General features: G+C 73.2%; 15 protein-coding genes. 2 read left to right on the forward strand and 13 right to left on the reverse strand.

Features of this window, described 5'->3' with window-relative positions:
• From B9S58_RS02350 to B9S58_RS02365, 4 genes are all read right to left on the reverse strand, one after another.
• Window positions 1-1,395, reverse strand: a 1,395-nt coding sequence (locus B9S58_RS02350) for a protein kinase (protein WP_181009154.1), incomplete at its 3' end; no start/stop codon positions are given.
• Window positions 1,396-1,531: 136 nt separating this feature from the next.
• Window positions 1,532-1,819, reverse strand: coding sequence for a hypothetical protein (locus B9S58_RS02355; RefSeq protein ID WP_103530479.1), 288 nt, complete (start codon window positions 1,817-1,819; stop codon window positions 1,532-1,534).
• 4 nt (window positions 1,820-1,823) lie between these two features.
• On the reverse strand, window positions 1,824-2,600 hold the full coding sequence (locus B9S58_RS02360; protein ID WP_103530480.1) for a TetR/AcrR family transcriptional regulator: 777 nt from the start codon (window positions 2,598-2,600) through the stop codon (window positions 1,824-1,826).
• Between the two features lie 34 nt (window positions 2,601-2,634).
• Window positions 2,635-3,591, reverse strand: coding sequence for a diiron oxygenase (locus B9S58_RS02365; protein WP_103530481.1), 957 nt, complete (start codon window positions 3,589-3,591; stop codon window positions 2,635-2,637).
• Between the two features lie 236 nt (window positions 3,592-3,827).
• Between B9S58_RS02365 and B9S58_RS02370 the strand changes: the two genes are divergently transcribed.
• Together B9S58_RS02370 and B9S58_RS02375 are read left to right on the forward strand one after the other, a co-directional pair.
• Window positions 3,828-4,940: a ferritin-like domain-containing protein gene (locus tag B9S58_RS02370; protein WP_103530482.1), complete on the forward strand. Its 1,113-nt coding sequence runs from the start codon at window positions 3,828-3,830 to the stop codon at window positions 4,938-4,940.
• 383 nt (window positions 4,941-5,323) lie between these two features.
• Window positions 5,324-6,199 (forward strand): hypothetical protein, encoded by an 876-nt coding sequence (locus B9S58_RS02375; protein WP_103530491.1) that lies wholly within the window; start codon window positions 5,324-5,326, stop codon window positions 6,197-6,199.
• 59 nt (window positions 6,200-6,258) lie between these two features.
• On the opposite strand, the gene B9S58_RS02380 is transcribed toward B9S58_RS02375, so the two are convergent.
• From B9S58_RS02380 to B9S58_RS02420, 9 genes are all read right to left on the reverse strand, one after another.
• A complete protein-coding gene (locus B9S58_RS02380; protein ID WP_103530483.1) occupies window positions 6,259-6,744 on the reverse strand; it encodes a DUF3291 domain-containing protein in 486 nt (161 codons plus the stop codon).
• A complete protein-coding gene (locus tag B9S58_RS02385; RefSeq protein WP_103530484.1) occupies window positions 6,741-7,823 on the reverse strand; it encodes an amidase family protein in 1,083 nt (360 codons plus the stop codon). The genes B9S58_RS02380 and B9S58_RS02385 overlap by 4 nt, the downstream gene beginning before the upstream one ends.
• A 26-nt stretch (window positions 7,824-7,849) precedes the next feature.
• Window positions 7,850-9,307 (reverse strand): penicillin-binding transpeptidase domain-containing protein, encoded by a 1,458-nt coding sequence (locus B9S58_RS02390; protein WP_103530485.1) that lies wholly within the window; start codon window positions 9,305-9,307, stop codon window positions 7,850-7,852.
• On the reverse strand, window positions 9,304-10,683 hold the full coding sequence (locus B9S58_RS02395; protein WP_103530486.1) for an FtsW/RodA/SpoVE family cell cycle protein: 1,380 nt from the start codon (window positions 10,681-10,683) through the stop codon (window positions 9,304-9,306). Before B9S58_RS02395 ends, B9S58_RS02390 begins: the two co-directional genes overlap by 4 nt.
• Window positions 10,684-10,849: 166 nt before the next feature.
• A complete protein-coding gene (locus tag B9S58_RS02400; RefSeq protein ID WP_103530487.1) occupies window positions 10,850-11,353 on the reverse strand; it encodes an SH3 domain-containing protein in 504 nt (167 codons plus the stop codon).
• 93 nt (window positions 11,354-11,446) lie between these two features.
• On the reverse strand, window positions 11,447-12,826 hold the full coding sequence (locus B9S58_RS02405; RefSeq protein ID WP_103530488.1) for a HAMP domain-containing sensor histidine kinase: 1,380 nt from the start codon (window positions 12,824-12,826) through the stop codon (window positions 11,447-11,449).
• On the reverse strand, window positions 12,823-13,635 hold the full coding sequence (locus B9S58_RS02410) for a hypothetical protein (protein ID WP_103530489.1): 813 nt from the start codon (window positions 13,633-13,635) through the stop codon (window positions 12,823-12,825). The genes B9S58_RS02405 and B9S58_RS02410 overlap by 4 nt, the downstream gene beginning before the upstream one ends.
• A gap of 79 nt (window positions 13,636-13,714) precedes the next feature.
• A complete protein-coding gene (locus tag B9S58_RS02415) occupies window positions 13,715-14,032 on the reverse strand; it encodes a zinc-ribbon domain-containing protein (protein ID WP_103530490.1) in 318 nt (105 codons plus the stop codon).
• Window positions 14,029-14,649: HEAT repeat domain-containing protein (locus B9S58_RS02420; protein ID WP_181009155.1), on the reverse strand; the 621-nt coding region annotated here is incomplete at its 5' end. The genes B9S58_RS02415 and B9S58_RS02420, both read right to left, overlap by 4 nt.

Raw genomic sequence — 14,649 nt, forward strand, 5'->3', positions numbered from 1 at the left:
CCGGGGCCCGGTGCTGAGGAACCGGGTGGTGCCCCGGTCCTCCCCGCTGCCCCCGTCGCCCGCGGCCATCGGTGCGGCGGTGGGCTCCTGGGGCGTGGGGGCGTCCAGCGGTGGCGCGGGGACGTCCGTCGCCGGCGTGTCCACCGGTGAAGCGGGCAGCGACCGGGTGGCCTCGGGCTCCGGGGCTGTACGTGCGTCCTTCGGCTCAGGGGCGGCGCGGGAGTCCTCGGGCCGGGCGTCCTCGGGCTCCGGGGCTCCCCCCGGTGCGGGTTCCGGGGCCTCCTCCGGCTCGGGCTGCGGGGCCTCTGAGGCCGCCACGGACCTCTGGGGCACGGGCGCGTCCACCGGCCGGGCGTCCTCGGGCTTCGGCGAGGCCTCCGACGCGGGTGCCGACCTCTCCTCCGGCGCGGGCTCCGGGGACTCCGCCGCCCCCGGCTGCGGCGTCTCCTCCGGCCCGGCCGCCCCGGCCCCCTCCTCCGGTACCTCCAGGGCCAGGACCCGCGCCTCCTGGTCCGCGACCGCCGCCGCGAGCCGTTCGGGGAGCCAGCCGCCCCGGGCGAGGCCCGCCGCGCCCTCCAGGGCCAGTTCGGCGGCGACCGTGCCGGCGGTGGGCCGCTCGGCCGGATCCTTCGCCAGGCAGCTCGCGATCAGCTCCCGCAACGCCTCCGGTACGGCGTCGAGTTCGGGCTCGTCCTCGGCGATCCGGCGGGCGGCCTCCTCGGCCGGGCGCTCCGTGAACGGGGTCGTCCCGGTCGCCGCGTACGCCAGGAGCAGCCCCAGCACGAACAGGTCGGAGGCGTCGGAGATCTCCTTGCCCTCGATCTGCTCAGGAGTCAGATAGCCGAGCCGCACCGAGAGCTGGCCGCCCGGCCCGGCCTCCGCCGACGCGGCGGCGCCCAGCGGGCCGAAGGCGGTGAGACGGGGTCCGTCGACGGCCAGCAGTACCGTGCCCGGGGCCAGCCCCTGGAGCACGGACCCGGCGGCGTGCACCCGGGAGAGGATCTCGGCGATGCCCGCGCCCAGTATCCGCACGGCCCGCTCGGGCAGCGGACCGGCGATCCCGATGGCCTCGGCCAGCGGCAGCGCGGGGACGTAACCCGCCGCCGTCCACAGGGACTCCGCCCCGCCCGCGGGGGCGTCCGGCTCCTCACCGGTGTCCAGGGGCGGGGTCACCCAGCCGCCCGCGAGGCGTTCGGCGGTGCGGGCCTCGGCATGGAAGCGGCGGCTGAAGACCGGTACGGCGGCCAGCTCGGGGCGCGCGGCGGTGATGAGGGCCAACTCGCCGGAGGCGGTGTCCCGGGCCACGTACCGCACGGCGCTCGCGCCTTCGTGGAAGCGGGCCAGCGCGGTGAAGCGGCCGAAGCGGCGTGGATCGTCCTGACGCAGCGCCTCCATGGCGCACCCCCCTTGTGACCGTCCTCCGGCGACCGAGTGACCCGTCCCTCGGCACCTGACCGTCGATCTTAGACCCACCCCCCAATTGCCGGTGGGTCTCAGGGCCTGTGCCCCGCACGCGGCCCGCGCCCGTCGCTCAGTCGCGGCTCGGGGGGCCCGGTGGAGTCCTGGACCAGGGCCACTTGAGGGTGCGGTGCTCGCGGCCCCCGGGGGCGTACTCGTACACCCAGCCGCGTTGCAGCCCGAGCCGCTTGGTGTAGCCGGCCGGGACCCGCCGGTAGGCGTACACGGTGGCGGGGCCGCCGTCGGGGGAGGGCACCGGGACCTCGTACCACTTCGGGGGGTGGCCGGTCGGGCCCAGCAGGATCGGCAGGACCCGGCCGTCCAGGGGACCGCCTCGGAAAGGGGTGTTCTCGCTCTTCACCCGGTCAGTCTGACGCAGCGGACGCGGGCAGCAGGTGTGCCGCATCCGCAACGACCGGAATTACCCGTTCCGCGAGCCGTCCGGCCGGGCCGTCGGCCCTCTCCAGGGCCAGCAGGTCGTTCATCACCGCCGCGGTCTCCGGGTCGGTGGCGGCGGTCGCGGCGAGCAGGGCGATCAGGTGGTCGACCAGCCAGCCGCGCAGCTCGTCCGCATCCGGCCGCTTCCCGTCGTCCAGCCAGATCAGCGAGGCCGCCTCGACGGCCGCGATCCAACTGCGCACCATCATCCGCAGTCTCGGCCCGGCGGGCTGCTCCCCGGCCCCGCCGATCCGCCCGAGATGGCGCAGGATCTCATCGGCCGCCGCCCGTCGCACCCCGTCCACGATCGTTGTCGTACGGGAGGTCTCCACGACGCTGCCGCCGCGCAGCAGGGCGCTGAATCCGGTGTCGTGCTCGTCGACGAAGCGCAGATAGCGGTCCAGGACCCGGGCGACCCGCTCGGTGGGCGGGCCGGCCGGCGGTTCGGAGAAGCACAGCGTCAGCTCGTCGGCCGCCGAGCCGAGCGCGGCCTCGTACAGCTGCTGCCGCCCGCCCGGGAAGTAGCGGTAGACGAGCGGCCTGGAGACTCCGGCCGCCACCGCCACCTCGTCGAGGGAGACCTCGTCGGGCGCCCGGTGGGCGAAGAGGCCGAGCGCGGCGAGCAGCAGCTGGGAGCGGCGCTCCTCGACGCTGAGTCTGCGGTACGTCGCCCGGGGTGGCGGTGCTGCGGCGGTGAAGGTCATGCCACCGACCCTAGGGCCTCCGACCGCACGGCTCTCAGGCCAGCAGCCCGGAGCTTCGCCACAGGCGGCGGCCGACGCCGTTCAGCAGCCCGATGTCGTCGAAGAAGTCGGTGAGCCGCTTCGCGCCGGACTGCATGACCTCGGCGCGGTGCCGGCTGGCCTTCACCTGGGCGACGGCCTCGCGGCGGTCCAGGCCGACGTTCTCGTACACCTGCGGGTTCACGAAGCAGACGGAGAAGACCCGGGCCGCCTCGCCGCAGCTGACCTTGGTGAGCTCCCGCTCCCAGCGCGGGGCCGTCACCATCTGGCGGCGCAGCTCCTCCCGGGCGTACCGGACGTGCCGGGCCTCCTCGATCACATGGATCCGGGTCACACCGCGCACCAGGGTCTGCACCCGCTCGTCCGGGAACGTCAGCCGCTGCATCCAGTCGAGGATCTCCTCGCCCAGCAGGGTCGCGGCGAACGAACCGGGGGTGGTGGAGACGGTCTTCAGGACCCGCGCGAGGTTGTGGTAGACGCGCGGCACCGGGTACGTCGGGGCGCCGCCCCAGTCGATCATGCGGCCGAACATCATCGAGTGCCGGCACTCGTCGGCTATCTCCGTGAGCGCGTAGCGGACGTGGTTGCTGGTCACCGGCCTGTCGTAGATGTGCCGGACCAGCAGCTGCATCAGGATGATCTCGAACCAGATGCCGAGCGAGGTCAGCGCCGCAGCCTCGTGCCGGGAGAGGTCGAGCCGCTGCTCCTCGGACATCCGGTCCCACATCGGGGTTCCGTACAGGGAGAGCAGCTCCGGCGGCCAGAACCACTTGCCCTCCTCGACGGCCGCGTCCCAGTCGAGTTCGGTGTCGGGGTCGAAGGAGTGCTTGGCCGAGGATTCGAGCAGCCGGAGGGCGATCTGCTCGCGGTCGCGGAGCGGCCCGAGCGCGTCGCGGAGCGGCCCGAGCGCGTCGCGGAGCACGGTCACATCGCGAGCGGTGGCGGTCGTCATGGCGGGAGCACCTCACACAAGGGTTACCGGACAAGAGAGTTACCGACGGTCACCCCTTATGAGACTACCTGTCAGTAAGGCCGTCAATCCCTTGCGCGCGACTCCGTACGACTTGTTGACCCCCTGTCTACCAAGGTGTGAACCTGTCAGGGGGCGGCCGGCGCACGCGCTCAACTGCCTTCGGTGTCACGGAACTTGTCGAGCAGGTCGAGCCAGTCGAGGCGAAGGAGCCGTCCGTGTCCACACATGACCTCTACACCACCCCGCCAGCCGAACCGATCTGGCAGGTCCCCGCCACCGGAGCCGCCCGGTTCAGCTGGGACTACGACGACGGCCGCGAACGCCTCCTCGCCCTCTACCAGAAGGGCAAGGACAAGCAGTGGGACGGCAGCAAGCGCATCGACTGGTCCCTGGAGGTCGACCCCGCCGACCCGCTCGGCACCCCCGACGAGGCGCTCGCGCTGTACGGCACCCCGCACTGGGCGAAGATGACGGAGAAGGAGCGGGGCGAGCTGCGCAAGCACTACACCTCCTGGCAGTTCAGCCAGTTCCTGCACGGTGAGCAGGGCGCGATGGTGTGCGCCGCCAGGATCGTGGAGTCCGTCCCCGACCTGGACGCCAAGTTCTACTCCGCCACCCAGACCATGGACGAGGCCCGGCACGCCGAGATCTACGGCCGCTTCCTGCACGAGAAGATCGGCATGCTCTACCCGGTCAACGACAACCTCCAGGGGCTGCTGGGCGACACCCTGCGCGACTCCCGCTGGGACATGCCCTACCTCGGGATGCAGGTCCTGATAGAAGGCCTGGCGCTGGCCGCCTTCGGGATGATCCGCGACACCACGACCAAGCCGCTGCCCAAGCAGATCCTCGCGTACGTCATGCAGGACGAGGCCCGGCACGTCGCCTTCGGGCGGATGGCGCTGCGCGACTACTACCGGCAGCTGAGCGACGCCGAACTGCGCGAGCGCGAGGAGTTCGTCATCGAGGGCTGCTATCTGATGCGCGACCGGCTCAGCGGTGTCGAGGTCCTGGAGAACTTCGGCATCGGCAAGCAGGAGGCGCAGGACCTCTCCGAGCACTCCGAGTACCTCCAGCTCTTCCGCAAGCTCCTGTTCAGCCGGATCGTCCCGTGCGTCAAGGACATCGGCTTGTGGGGTCCGCGGCTCCAGAAGGCGTACGTCGACATGGGCGTCCTCGAACTCGGCGACTCCAACCTCGACCTGCTGATGACCCAGGACGAGGAGGTGGCCGAGGAGTTGGACCGCGAGCGCTTCGCCGCCGAGGAGCAGGCCCGGGTGGCGGAGGTCGCGGAGGCGATCGACGAGGGGGTGGCCGACGCCGCCTGAGGCGCGGTGGCCGCGGTGGTGGTGGCCACGGTGGTGCGGCGGGACCGGACGGACGGATACGCGCCGTCGGGTCGGGGCGGCCACGGTGCGGGTATGAAGACGAACCCGCCCGCAGCCACCGCCGCCGGTCACCCGGCCGCCCGTCGCGGTCTCGAAGCCCTCGCGCTCGGCGACGTCGACACCACGTGCGCGATCACCGGGGCGTGGTCGGGGCGGCGGCCGGGACGGCCGGGGCGCCGGAGGAGCGGCCGCGCAGACGCGAGCCGTTGGGGAGGCGCGTCGGGGTCTGCCGGGGCGCCCGGTCGGCAGGAGGGCGGTCCCGACCCGGTCCCGATACCGGCCGCGCCGAAATTCCGTTCGCAAACGTGTCGTACCGTGAGCGCATGACCACCCCGCCACACCCGCCGCAGGGCCCGTACGGGTCGCCTCCGTCCCCGCAGAACCCCTACGGCCCGCCCGCCGTTCCCGGGACGCCGCCGCAACAGCCCTACGGCTACCCGCAGCAGCCTCCGGCCCCGCCCCGGCAGGACGGCGGTTGGGGTCAGCCCGGCTGGGGGCAGCAGCCCGGCATACCCGGCTGGGGCGGTCCCGGCGCGGCCGGGTGGCCGCCCCAAGGGCCGCAGCCGCCACCGAAGAAGCGGCCCGTGCTGATCGTCGGGATCGTGGCGGGCGCGGTCCTGGCGGTGGGCGGGATCACCTACGGGGTCTCCCAACTGGTCGGGAAGGCCTCCGACGCGGCGTTCCCGGAGGCCGAGTACAAGCTCGTCCTGCGGCAGAAGCTGATGGACGGCGAGTTCACCCTGGCCCAGGACCTGTCGTCGACCGAGGGCAAGAAGATCGAGGACATGTACGACCCCACCGTCCGGGACGCGAAGGCCGTCGTCGGCCAGTACAGCTCGGCCAAGGGCGGAGCCCTGGTGATCTCCGGGATGTACGGGCGGTTCACCGAGCCGGAGGCCATGACCGGCAAGATGATGGAGGGCGGGGCCGAAGGGAAGGGCGCGACCGTCGCCGTCCCCCCGAAGGAGTTCACCCCCGCCGGTCACGACATCACGCTGAAGTGCCAGGTGCTCCAGTCGAACCGGAACGGCGTCAGGGCGAACATCCCGATGTGCGCCTGGGGCGACGAGAACACCGGGGCGTCCGTGGGGATCATCCGCCCCGAAACGGCCCTCAAGGACGCCACGGCGATCGACCTGGAGGCGGCCGCGGCCGAGGCCGCCGGGATCCGCGAGGAGATCCGCCGGCCGATCGGCTGACCCGTCGCGGTCCGGGCGGGGGGTGCTCAGCTCCCCCGCCCGTCCGCCCTGTCGCCGGGTCAGTGCACTCCGGCCGGTGCCGGGAAGCGGGTGCGCAGGGTGAACGCCCGCTCGGTCGGGCCGTGTTCACGCAGGTGAAGCAGCCGCTCCTCGGCGTCCGCCACCGTCGGGCGCTCCCCTGCCTCCACCCACCACAGGGCGGTCATCGCCTCCCGGATCTGCTCGAACCACTCGCGGCGCCGGCTCATCAGCTCCCGGTGCCGCCCGTCGTACATGAAGCCGGTGAGCGCTTCGGCGTCCCGCCACACCGACATGTTCACGATCATCCATTCGTCCCCGAAGACCGGGACGTCCGTGGCGTTCCCGGATTCGGAGCGCAGGCGCCAGAGGAACCCGTCGGCTCCGTCGGCGACCGCGTTCACCGGGTCCAGCCCCTCGACGAAGTCCTTCAACTGCGGTGAATCCAGAGGGAATCTGAGCCGTGAGATGTTCACCTGTGCCAACTCGTACGCGTTGCCGCCGATTTCCGTCTCGATAGAGGTCATGGCCGTACGGTAGGCAAGGCGCTTTCCACCGCGCGTGCCATTCCGAGCAGCGAGACGTCCGCCCCGCGCGCCGCCACCAGATGGAGCCCCACCGGGCAGCCGTCCCCGGCGAATCCGGCGGGCAGACAGGCAGCCGGATGACCGCTCAGGTTGAACGCCCAGGTCAGGGCGGTGGAGTAGAGGTCGCCCGGGCCCTCGTGCCCATGCGGCCGGTTCGGCGTGGCCGGGGTCAGCAGCAGGGGCACGGCGGCGAAGAGGTCATCGAGCCGGTCGTCGTTCGCCCGCCGGACCGCCACTGCCTCCGGGTCCCCGGGAGTCCCGCCCCGTACCGCCCGCCAGGCCCGCACCGGGTCGAGCAGAGCACAGTCGGCGTCCAGCAGGCGTACGGTCCCCGCCGCGACGAGCCGGTCCACCGCCGCCCGGACGACGGCCGCCACCTCCGGATCCACCTCCGCGAAGCCGAGGTCTTCGCTGTAGACGGCGGGAAGCGGGAGGGACGGGGCGGCGGGCGGCTCGTACCCGTCCAGTACATGGCGGAGATACCGCTCGGCACCCGCGGCCGTCCGGGTCAGCACTCCCGCCGACGCGAGCCCGGACCGGTCGGGGGAGGGGAGCAGTCCGTTCGTCGTCCTCAGCCCGAACACCCCGCACCAGGCGGCCGGGATGCGGACCGAGCCGGCCCCGTCGCTGCCCGTCGCCAGCTCCACCATCCCCGCCGCCACCGCGACCGCCGACCCGGCCGAGGAGCCGCCCGGAGTACGGTCCGCCCGCCACGGGTTGACCGTACGGCCGTGGGCGCCCCGGCCCCAGGTCTGCCAGACCGTCCCGGGGCCGGGGACGGAGGTCGCGCCGACCGGGACCCCGCCCGCCGCGATCAGCCGGCGGGCCGCGTACGAGCGGATGCCGGTGGGGCCCTTCACTGCGAACGGCAGCCCGCCCAGCGGGAGCCGCCGCGCCACGGCCTCCCGTTCCCGGGCGAGCGCCTCGCCGGGCCAGACCTCGATGAACGCGTTGAGCGCCGGGTCCAGCCGGTCGATCCGCTCCAGGGCCCGCGCCACCGCGGACGGTCTCTGTGCCATGCCCCCAGTCTCCCCGAGAGCGCGGGTCACTCGGCCAGCGCCGCCTCCATCACCGCCCGGGCGATCGGGGCCGCGCTGCCGCCGCCGCTGATGTCGGCCCGGTCGGCGGCGGCGTCCTCCACGACCACCGCCACCGCGACCGTCGGGCGGCCGGAGTCGGGGGCCTGGGCCCAGGAGATGAACCAGGCGTACGGCAGGCCGGAGTTGTCGACGCCGTGCTGGGCGGTGCCGGTCTTGCCGCCGACCTTCACCCCGTCGATCGCCGCGTTCGACCCGGTGCCGTTCTCCACCACGTCGACCATCATCCGCTGGAGCCGCACGGCCGTCGACGGGCTCATCGCCCGCTCGTACGGCGGGGACCCCTCCTGCCGGACCGTGTCCCCGTCGTTCGTGGTCACCCGGTCCACCAGATGCGGACGGCGCAGATCCCCGCCGTTGGCGACCGCCGCGGCGACCATCGCCATCTGGAGCGGGGTGGCGGTCGTGTTGAACTGCCCGATCGAGGACTGCGCGAGCTGGTCGTCGCTCATGTCGGTGTCGAAGTTGCTCCTGGCCACCCCGGACGGGATGCGCAGCCCGGTGTCGTTGAAACCGAACCTCTCCGCCGCCTCCACCATCCCGTCCAGCCCGACCTCCACCCCCAGGTGAGCCATCACCGTGTTGCAGGAGACCCGGATCGCATCCGCGAGGGACGCCTTCTCGCAGCCGCTCGACTCGTTCGGCAGAGTCGTACTCGTGCCGGGCAGGACGTACGGCGACGGCGTGTCCGTGGCGGCGTCGGCGTCCGTCACCACCCGGGCGTCCAGGGCCGCAGCCGCCGTCACGATCTTGAAGGTGGAGCCCGGCGGATAGGTCTGCCGGATGGCCCGGTTGAGCATCGGCAGGCTCTTGGCCGCGTTCAGCCTGGCCCACGCTTCGGTCACCGCGGAACCGGTCCCCGACAGCCGCTCGGGGTCGTACGACGGGGTCGACACCAGAGCCAGGATCTCGCCCGTCGACGGATCCAGGGCCGCGACCGCGCCCCGCCGCCCGCTCAGCCCCTCGTACGCGGCCCGCTGCATCGACGCCCTGACCGTGGTGACGACATCACCGCCCGGCTGCCGGCCCCGCGTGAACTCGTTCCAGAACGGCAGCGGGGCCAGCACCGAGGCCGTACCGGACAGGACGGAGTCCTCGGCGTTCTCGATGAGCGTGGTGCCGTACGTCTGCGAGGCGTATCCGGTAACCGGGGCGTACAGCGGGCCATGCAGGTAGGTGCGTTCGAAGCTGAGCTGCTCGCCGGTCTCCTTGTTGCCGGTCACGGGCCGGTCGCCGACCAGGATGTTGCCGCGCGGCTGGTCGTAACGGGCGATGGAGTTACGGCGGTTGGCCGGGTTGTCGTCCAGTTCGCCGGCCTCGAAGAGCTGGACGCGGGCCGCGTTGACGAGCAGCGCCACGAGCAGCAGCAGGCAGAAGGCGGCGGCCCGCCGGATGCAGCGGATCACCGGTCCTCCTCCACGGCCGCCGCGATGACCCCGGTCTCCACCTGTTCCGGGTGGGGTCTGCGCGAGACGTCGCTGACCCGGATCAGCAGCGCCACGATGATCCAGTTGGTGACGACGGAGGAGCCGCCCTGCGCGAGGAACGGCATCGCCATCCCGGTCAGCGGGATCAGCCCCATCACCCCGCCCGCGATCACGAACACCTGGAGCGCCAGGATCGACGCCAGGCCGATGGCCAGCAGCCGCCCGAACGGGTCGCGCAGGGCGAGCCCGGCCCGGTAGCCGCGCGCCACGAGCAGCGCGTAGAGAAGGAAGATCGCGGTCAGCCCGCTCAGCCCCAGCTCCTCGCCCGCGGTCGCCAGGATGAAGTCGGACTTGGCGGCGAAGCCGATGAGGACGGAGTGGCCCGCGCCGAGCCCGGTCCCGAGCATCCCGCCCGCCGCGAACGCGAACAGCGACTGGGCGAGCTGGCCGGGACCCCGGCCCGCGTCGATCGAGGCGAACGGATCCAGCCAGTCCTGCACCCGGCTGTGGACATGCGGTTCGAAGGAGCCCACGACGAAGGCCCCGACGGCGGCCAGGAGCAGGCCGACCGCGATCCAGCCGGTCCGGCCCGTCGCCACGTACAGCATGATGACGAAGAGCCCGAAGAACAGCAGCGAGGTACCGAGGTCGCGCTCCAGCACCAGCACGCCGACGCTCAGCAGCCAGATCGCCACGATCGGCCCGAGCACCCGGCCGGCGGGCAGCTGCAGCTTCCACACCGTGCGGCCGGTGTACGCGAGCGCGTTGCGGTTGGCGGCCAGATAGGCGGCGAAGAACACCGCGAGCAGGATCTTGGCGAATTCGCCGGGCTGGAAGGAGAGCCCGCCGATCCGGATCCAGATCTTCGCCCCGTTCACCGCCGGGAAGAAGATCGGCACGATCATGAGCACGAGCGCCGCGGCCACCGAGAGGTACGCGTACCGCTGGAGCACCCGGTGGTCGCGCAGCAGCACCACCACCGCGGTGAACAGCGCGACGCCGAGGGTGGACCAGACGAGCTGGGTGGGCGCGGCCTGGTCCATCGGGGTCTCCAGGTCGAGCCGGTAGATCAGCACCAGGCCGAGGCCGTTGAGCAGGACCGCGATCGGCAGCAGCAGCGGATCGGCGTACGGGGCCCGGAAGCGGACCGCGACATGGGCGAGCAGTGCGAGCGTGCCGAGCCCGGCACCGTACCCGGCGACGTCGGGGGGCACGGCGCCGTCGTGGGCGAGGCCGACCGCCGCGTAGCCGAAGACGGAGATCAGGACGCCCCCGACGAGGAGGGCGAGCTCCACCCCGCGCCGCTTGGGCAGGCGTAGCTCGGGCGGGGGAGCGTCCGCCGTCGTTGCGGTCATGCCACGCAACGTAGCAAGAGGTGCGATGTATTTCCCTTATGCCGCACTTCTGCTCATGTCAGCGCCCACCGGGACATGCGTCCGCCCGTGGAGCTCGCGGCGACAGGGCCGGGCTCCACGGGCGGACGCATGTGCGGATGTGCGGATGTGTGCGGGTGACGAGATATCAGCACCACTTCGGCGCGGCGCCGATGTTCTCGATGTAGCGGGCCGAACCCCAGGCCCATGTGCCGTCGGTCAGCAGGTACCAGCGGGGGTTGCCGTCGACGTTGTCGCCCGTGGTCTTGCAGAAGATGTTGACGACCGAGCCGTACTCCACCGAGCCGACGATGCGGCTGCTGCGGGTCGGCTTGTCACGGAGCAGCAGGTACGGCTTGGCGATGACCCGCCCCTTGTAGGTCCTCTTCGGCGCCTGGGGCGTCGCCTGGTCCTGCTGCTGCGCGTCCTGCCGGGCCTCCTGCCGCTGCTGCGCCTCGTGCTCGCGCTGCAGGGCCGAGGCGGAGAGCTCGTCGGACGTCGGGTCCGGGGCCGTGGCCTCGGCGCGCTGCCCGACGGGCTGGGGGTCGGCCGCCAGGGCGGCGGGGGCGGCGGCCGTCAGCGCCGCGAGCGTGCCGGTGGCGACGCAGAGGCCGAGCCGGCGGAGCCGAGAGGGGCGGGACAGGGGGGACATGCTGCCTCCATGCGATGAGGAAAGGGACCGTGGGGGACGCGAGCTGGGCTCGTGCTGGTCACGCTAAGTTCGCCACTCACGGTCCGCAACGCGTCACGGTGTGTGAGGGGGGTCCTCCGTTGAGCCGTCCGGGGCGTCCGTCCCCTCCGGGCCCCCGCCCCGGCCCGGATTCCCGCCGGAATCCCCGTAGTCGAGGAGTACGTACTCCGGCAGGGTCAACCGGGCGAGCGCCCCGCCGTCCGGCGGATTACCGAACTCCAGCCGGGCGCCGATGACCTGGGCCTGGCCGAGGGCGATCGTCAGCCCCAGCCCGTGCCCCTTGCCCGCGCCGTCGTTGCGGAACCGCTGCGGTCCGCCGTCCAGCAGATACGCCGGGAATCCCGGGCCGTGATCGCGTACGGAGACCACCGGGCCGTCCACGCTCAGCACCACCGGAGGGACGCCGTGCCGATGGGCGTTGGCCACCAGGTTGCCGATCACCCGCTCCAGGCGCCGCCGGTCGGTCTCCACCCGGGCCGCACCCGTCACCCGTACCTCGGTGTCGGTGCCCGACGCCCGGACGACCCGCTCCGCCACCGGCGCGAGTTCGTGCACGGCGAGGTCGACCTGCTCGGTACGGGCGTCCAGCCGGGAAATCTCCAGCAGGTCCTCCGTCAGCGCCCGCATCGCCTGCACCCGGTCGCGCACCAGCTCCGCCGGGCGGCCGGGCGGCAGCAGTTCGGCCGCGGCCGACAGACCGGTCAGCGGGGTGCGCAGCTCGTGCGCCACGTCGGCGGTGAACCGCTGCTCGGTCTGGAGCTTGCGCTGGAGGGTCGAGGCCATGGTGTCGAGCGCGCCCGCCACGATCGCCACCTCGTCCTGCGCGCGGACCGGGCGCGCGGTCCGGGGATCGTCCACCCGGGCGTCCAGGTCGCCCGCGCTGATCCGGCGTGCCACCCGGGCGCTCTGGTGGAGCCTGCGGGTCACCCGGCCGACGGCGAACAGCCCGACGAGCAGGGTGGCGGCGATGGCCAGCAGCGAGGAACCGACGATCGCCCGGTCGAGGCCGCCGATGGTGCGGGCGCTGTGGCTGTAGTCCGTCCAGGTGGCCAGCGCCCGCCCGTCCGCCGGACCCGCCGCCCACATCGCCGGTCCGCCGAGCCCGTCCGGGTCGCCCGGCCGGTGCGGTCCGTCCGCCACGACCGTGCCCCGCTCGCCGCCCGCGGCCAGGGCGCGCAGCGCGGCGGGCAGACCCGGCGGGTCGATGCCGGCCCCCCGGGGCAGCGGCTCCCCGGCCTCGTACGCGTCGGTCACCACCTCCAGCCGGCTCAGCGTCTTCTCCCGGGCCAGTTCGACCGTCTGCCGGGTGACCGCCGTGTGCACCAGGAAGCCGAGGAGGGCGGCCAGGGTGCAGCACATGACGGTCAGGAAGACCGCGGACTTCCAGGTGAGGCTCGCGGTCCAGGAGGGTGAGCGGAACCCGCGCCGCCTCATCGCGTCCCCGCGGGAGATTCCGGAGGCGTACGGGGGGAGGAGCCGGCGGACTCGTCGGCGGACGGCGTGCCGGTGGCCGGGCCGGCCGGCGTGCCTGACGGTGCGCTCGTCGGCGTGCGCTTCGGCTTCGGGGCCTTCCGGTGCTCGGGTGTCCGCAGGATCTCGTCCCGGGTGGGCAGCATCGCGCGCTGCCGGTCGTCCCAGGACCACGCGGTGCGGTATTCGTACCCCGGGATCACCGAGGGTGCCCGCATGATCACGTCCCGGCCCGCCAGCTCCACGCTGATGACGGCGTCGTAGGTGGACATGATCCGGGTCAGCCGGTCCTCGTCCGGCATGTAGACGCGCACGGCGAGCTGCCGGTCGGGCATCCGGATGCCGAGCACCAGTTCGTCCCTGCCGTCGCCGTTCAGGTCGCGGTAGTACGGCGGGAGGACCGGGCAGTCGTCCGCGGCGGTCCGGCACGCCTCGATCTGCCGGATCGTGGCGTCCGGCAGCTCGTCCAGGCCGCTGTCCCGGTCGGTCTTCGCCTTCAGGTCCGCCTGCGCCACGGCCACCGGGTCCAGCCGCCGCACATCACCGCCGGTCACCCGGACCCCCGGGATGCGCGCGGTCTCGCCCTCGCCGTAGTCGTACGGGGCGGAGGAGGCGGGCGGCAGATCAGGCCAGAGGCTCCTGGGCTCGACGGCCGACGGCGCGTCCCCGGCGCTCTTCAGCCCGCCGGCCGCGCCGCAGCCGGACAGCAGGGCGAGCGCGGCGACGGCGAACACGGCGGTACGGGTCGCCGCCGGGGCGCGGTGCGGGCGCACGGCTCGCCTCCTCTCCGACGACTGCGGTCTCACACCCTGGGGTCGCCGCGGGATCAGCGCTCGTACGGTTCCGTGGGAGTCAGCGCTGGTACGGGTTCTGTCCGGGCGGCGTGAAGCCGGGCTGCTGCGGGGCCTGGCCGTGGGCGTTGCCGTCCTGCCCGGCCGCGGCCTGGGCGAGCAGCTGGTCCGCCTGCTCCTTGGGTATCTGCTGCTCCCCGCCGCAGAAGGTGCACTGCGTGGCGTACTTCGTCGAGAACGGGAACAGCGGCACGAAGAACAGCGTGAACTTCGTGACCCGCTTGCGCAGGGTGTGCGCCGCCGGATTGCCGCACCAGCCACACACCATCGTCAGGATGGTCAGCTGGTAGAGGTAGCCCTTGGTGCCGAAAATGATCATGCTGTGGTCCCTTTCCCCGTCCCCCGGAGTGCCCGTCGGCACAGCGCCAGGAGCTTTTCGTCCTCGTGGATGTCATGACTGCCGTACCCGCCGTCCATCGCGTTGTGACGGCGTACGGAGGCGAGTTCGCTCCGCAGTACGTGTGCTGCGGCCGGCCCCGCGGGGACCGGCCCCATCCGTGCCACGCATTCTGCCACCCGGACCCGGACATGGCGGCTCTGCTCCCAGCCGGCGAGCAGCGTTTCGGTGGTCTCCCGCGACCGGCCGGTCACCTCCCACAGCGCGATCGCCGCGTCCACCCGCAGCCACAGCTCCTCGTGCGCCAGCAGCCCGCGCAGCCGGGGCGCGACCACCGCGGCGCGCGACCCGATCGCCCCGAGTGCCGCCGCCGCCGCCCGCCGGTCGTGCACCTGGTCCGACTGGAGGCCCTCGATCAGCACCGGCAGCACCGCCTCGGTGTCCCCGGAGACCGCCCACAGCGCCTCGGCCGCCTCCGTCGCGGAGGCCGCCCCCGGGTGGCGGATCAGCGCCCGCAGCTCCGGGACGGCCTCCCGCGCCGCGGGCCCGAACGAACCCAGCGCCCGCAGTGCCGCCGTACGCAGCCACTCGCCCCGGTA

The organism is Streptomyces sp. SM11 (assembly GCF_002910905.1).
Lineage (GTDB): Bacteria > Actinomycetota > Actinomycetes > Streptomycetales > Streptomycetaceae > Streptomyces.

Excerpts from the sequence above, each read along its gene's own strand:
- B9S58_RS02385 (WP_103530484.1), bottom strand. The coding sequence starts at position 7,823 with ATGGCACAGAGACCGTCCGCGGTGGCGCGGGCCCTGGAGCGGATCGAC.
- B9S58_RS02400 (WP_103530487.1), bottom strand. The coding sequence starts at position 11,353 with ATGTCCCCCCTGTCCCGCCCCTCTCGGCTCCGCCGGCTCGGCCTCTGC.
- B9S58_RS02415 (WP_103530490.1), bottom strand. The coding sequence starts at position 14,032 with ATGATCATTTTCGGCACCAAGGGCTACCTCTACCAGCTGACCATCCTG.
- B9S58_RS02375 (WP_103530491.1), top strand. The coding sequence starts at position 5,324 with ATGACCACCCCGCCACACCCGCCGCAGGGCCCGTACGGGTCGCCTCCG.
- B9S58_RS02405 (WP_103530488.1), bottom strand. The coding sequence starts at position 12,826 with ATGAGGCGGCGCGGGTTCCGCTCACCCTCCTGGACCGCGAGCCTCACC.
- B9S58_RS02360 (WP_103530480.1), bottom strand. The coding sequence starts at position 2,600 with ATGACCTTCACCGCCGCAGCACCGCCACCCCGGGCGACGTACCGCAGA.
- B9S58_RS02380 (WP_103530483.1), bottom strand. The coding sequence starts at position 6,744 with ATGACCTCTATCGAGACGGAAATCGGCGGCAACGCGTACGAGTTGGCA.
- B9S58_RS02365 (WP_103530481.1), bottom strand. The coding sequence starts at position 3,591 with ATGACGACCGCCACCGCTCGCGATGTGACCGTGCTCCGCGACGCGCTC.
- B9S58_RS02395 (WP_103530486.1), bottom strand. The coding sequence starts at position 10,683 with ATGACCGCAACGACGGCGGACGCTCCCCCGCCCGAGCTACGCCTGCCC.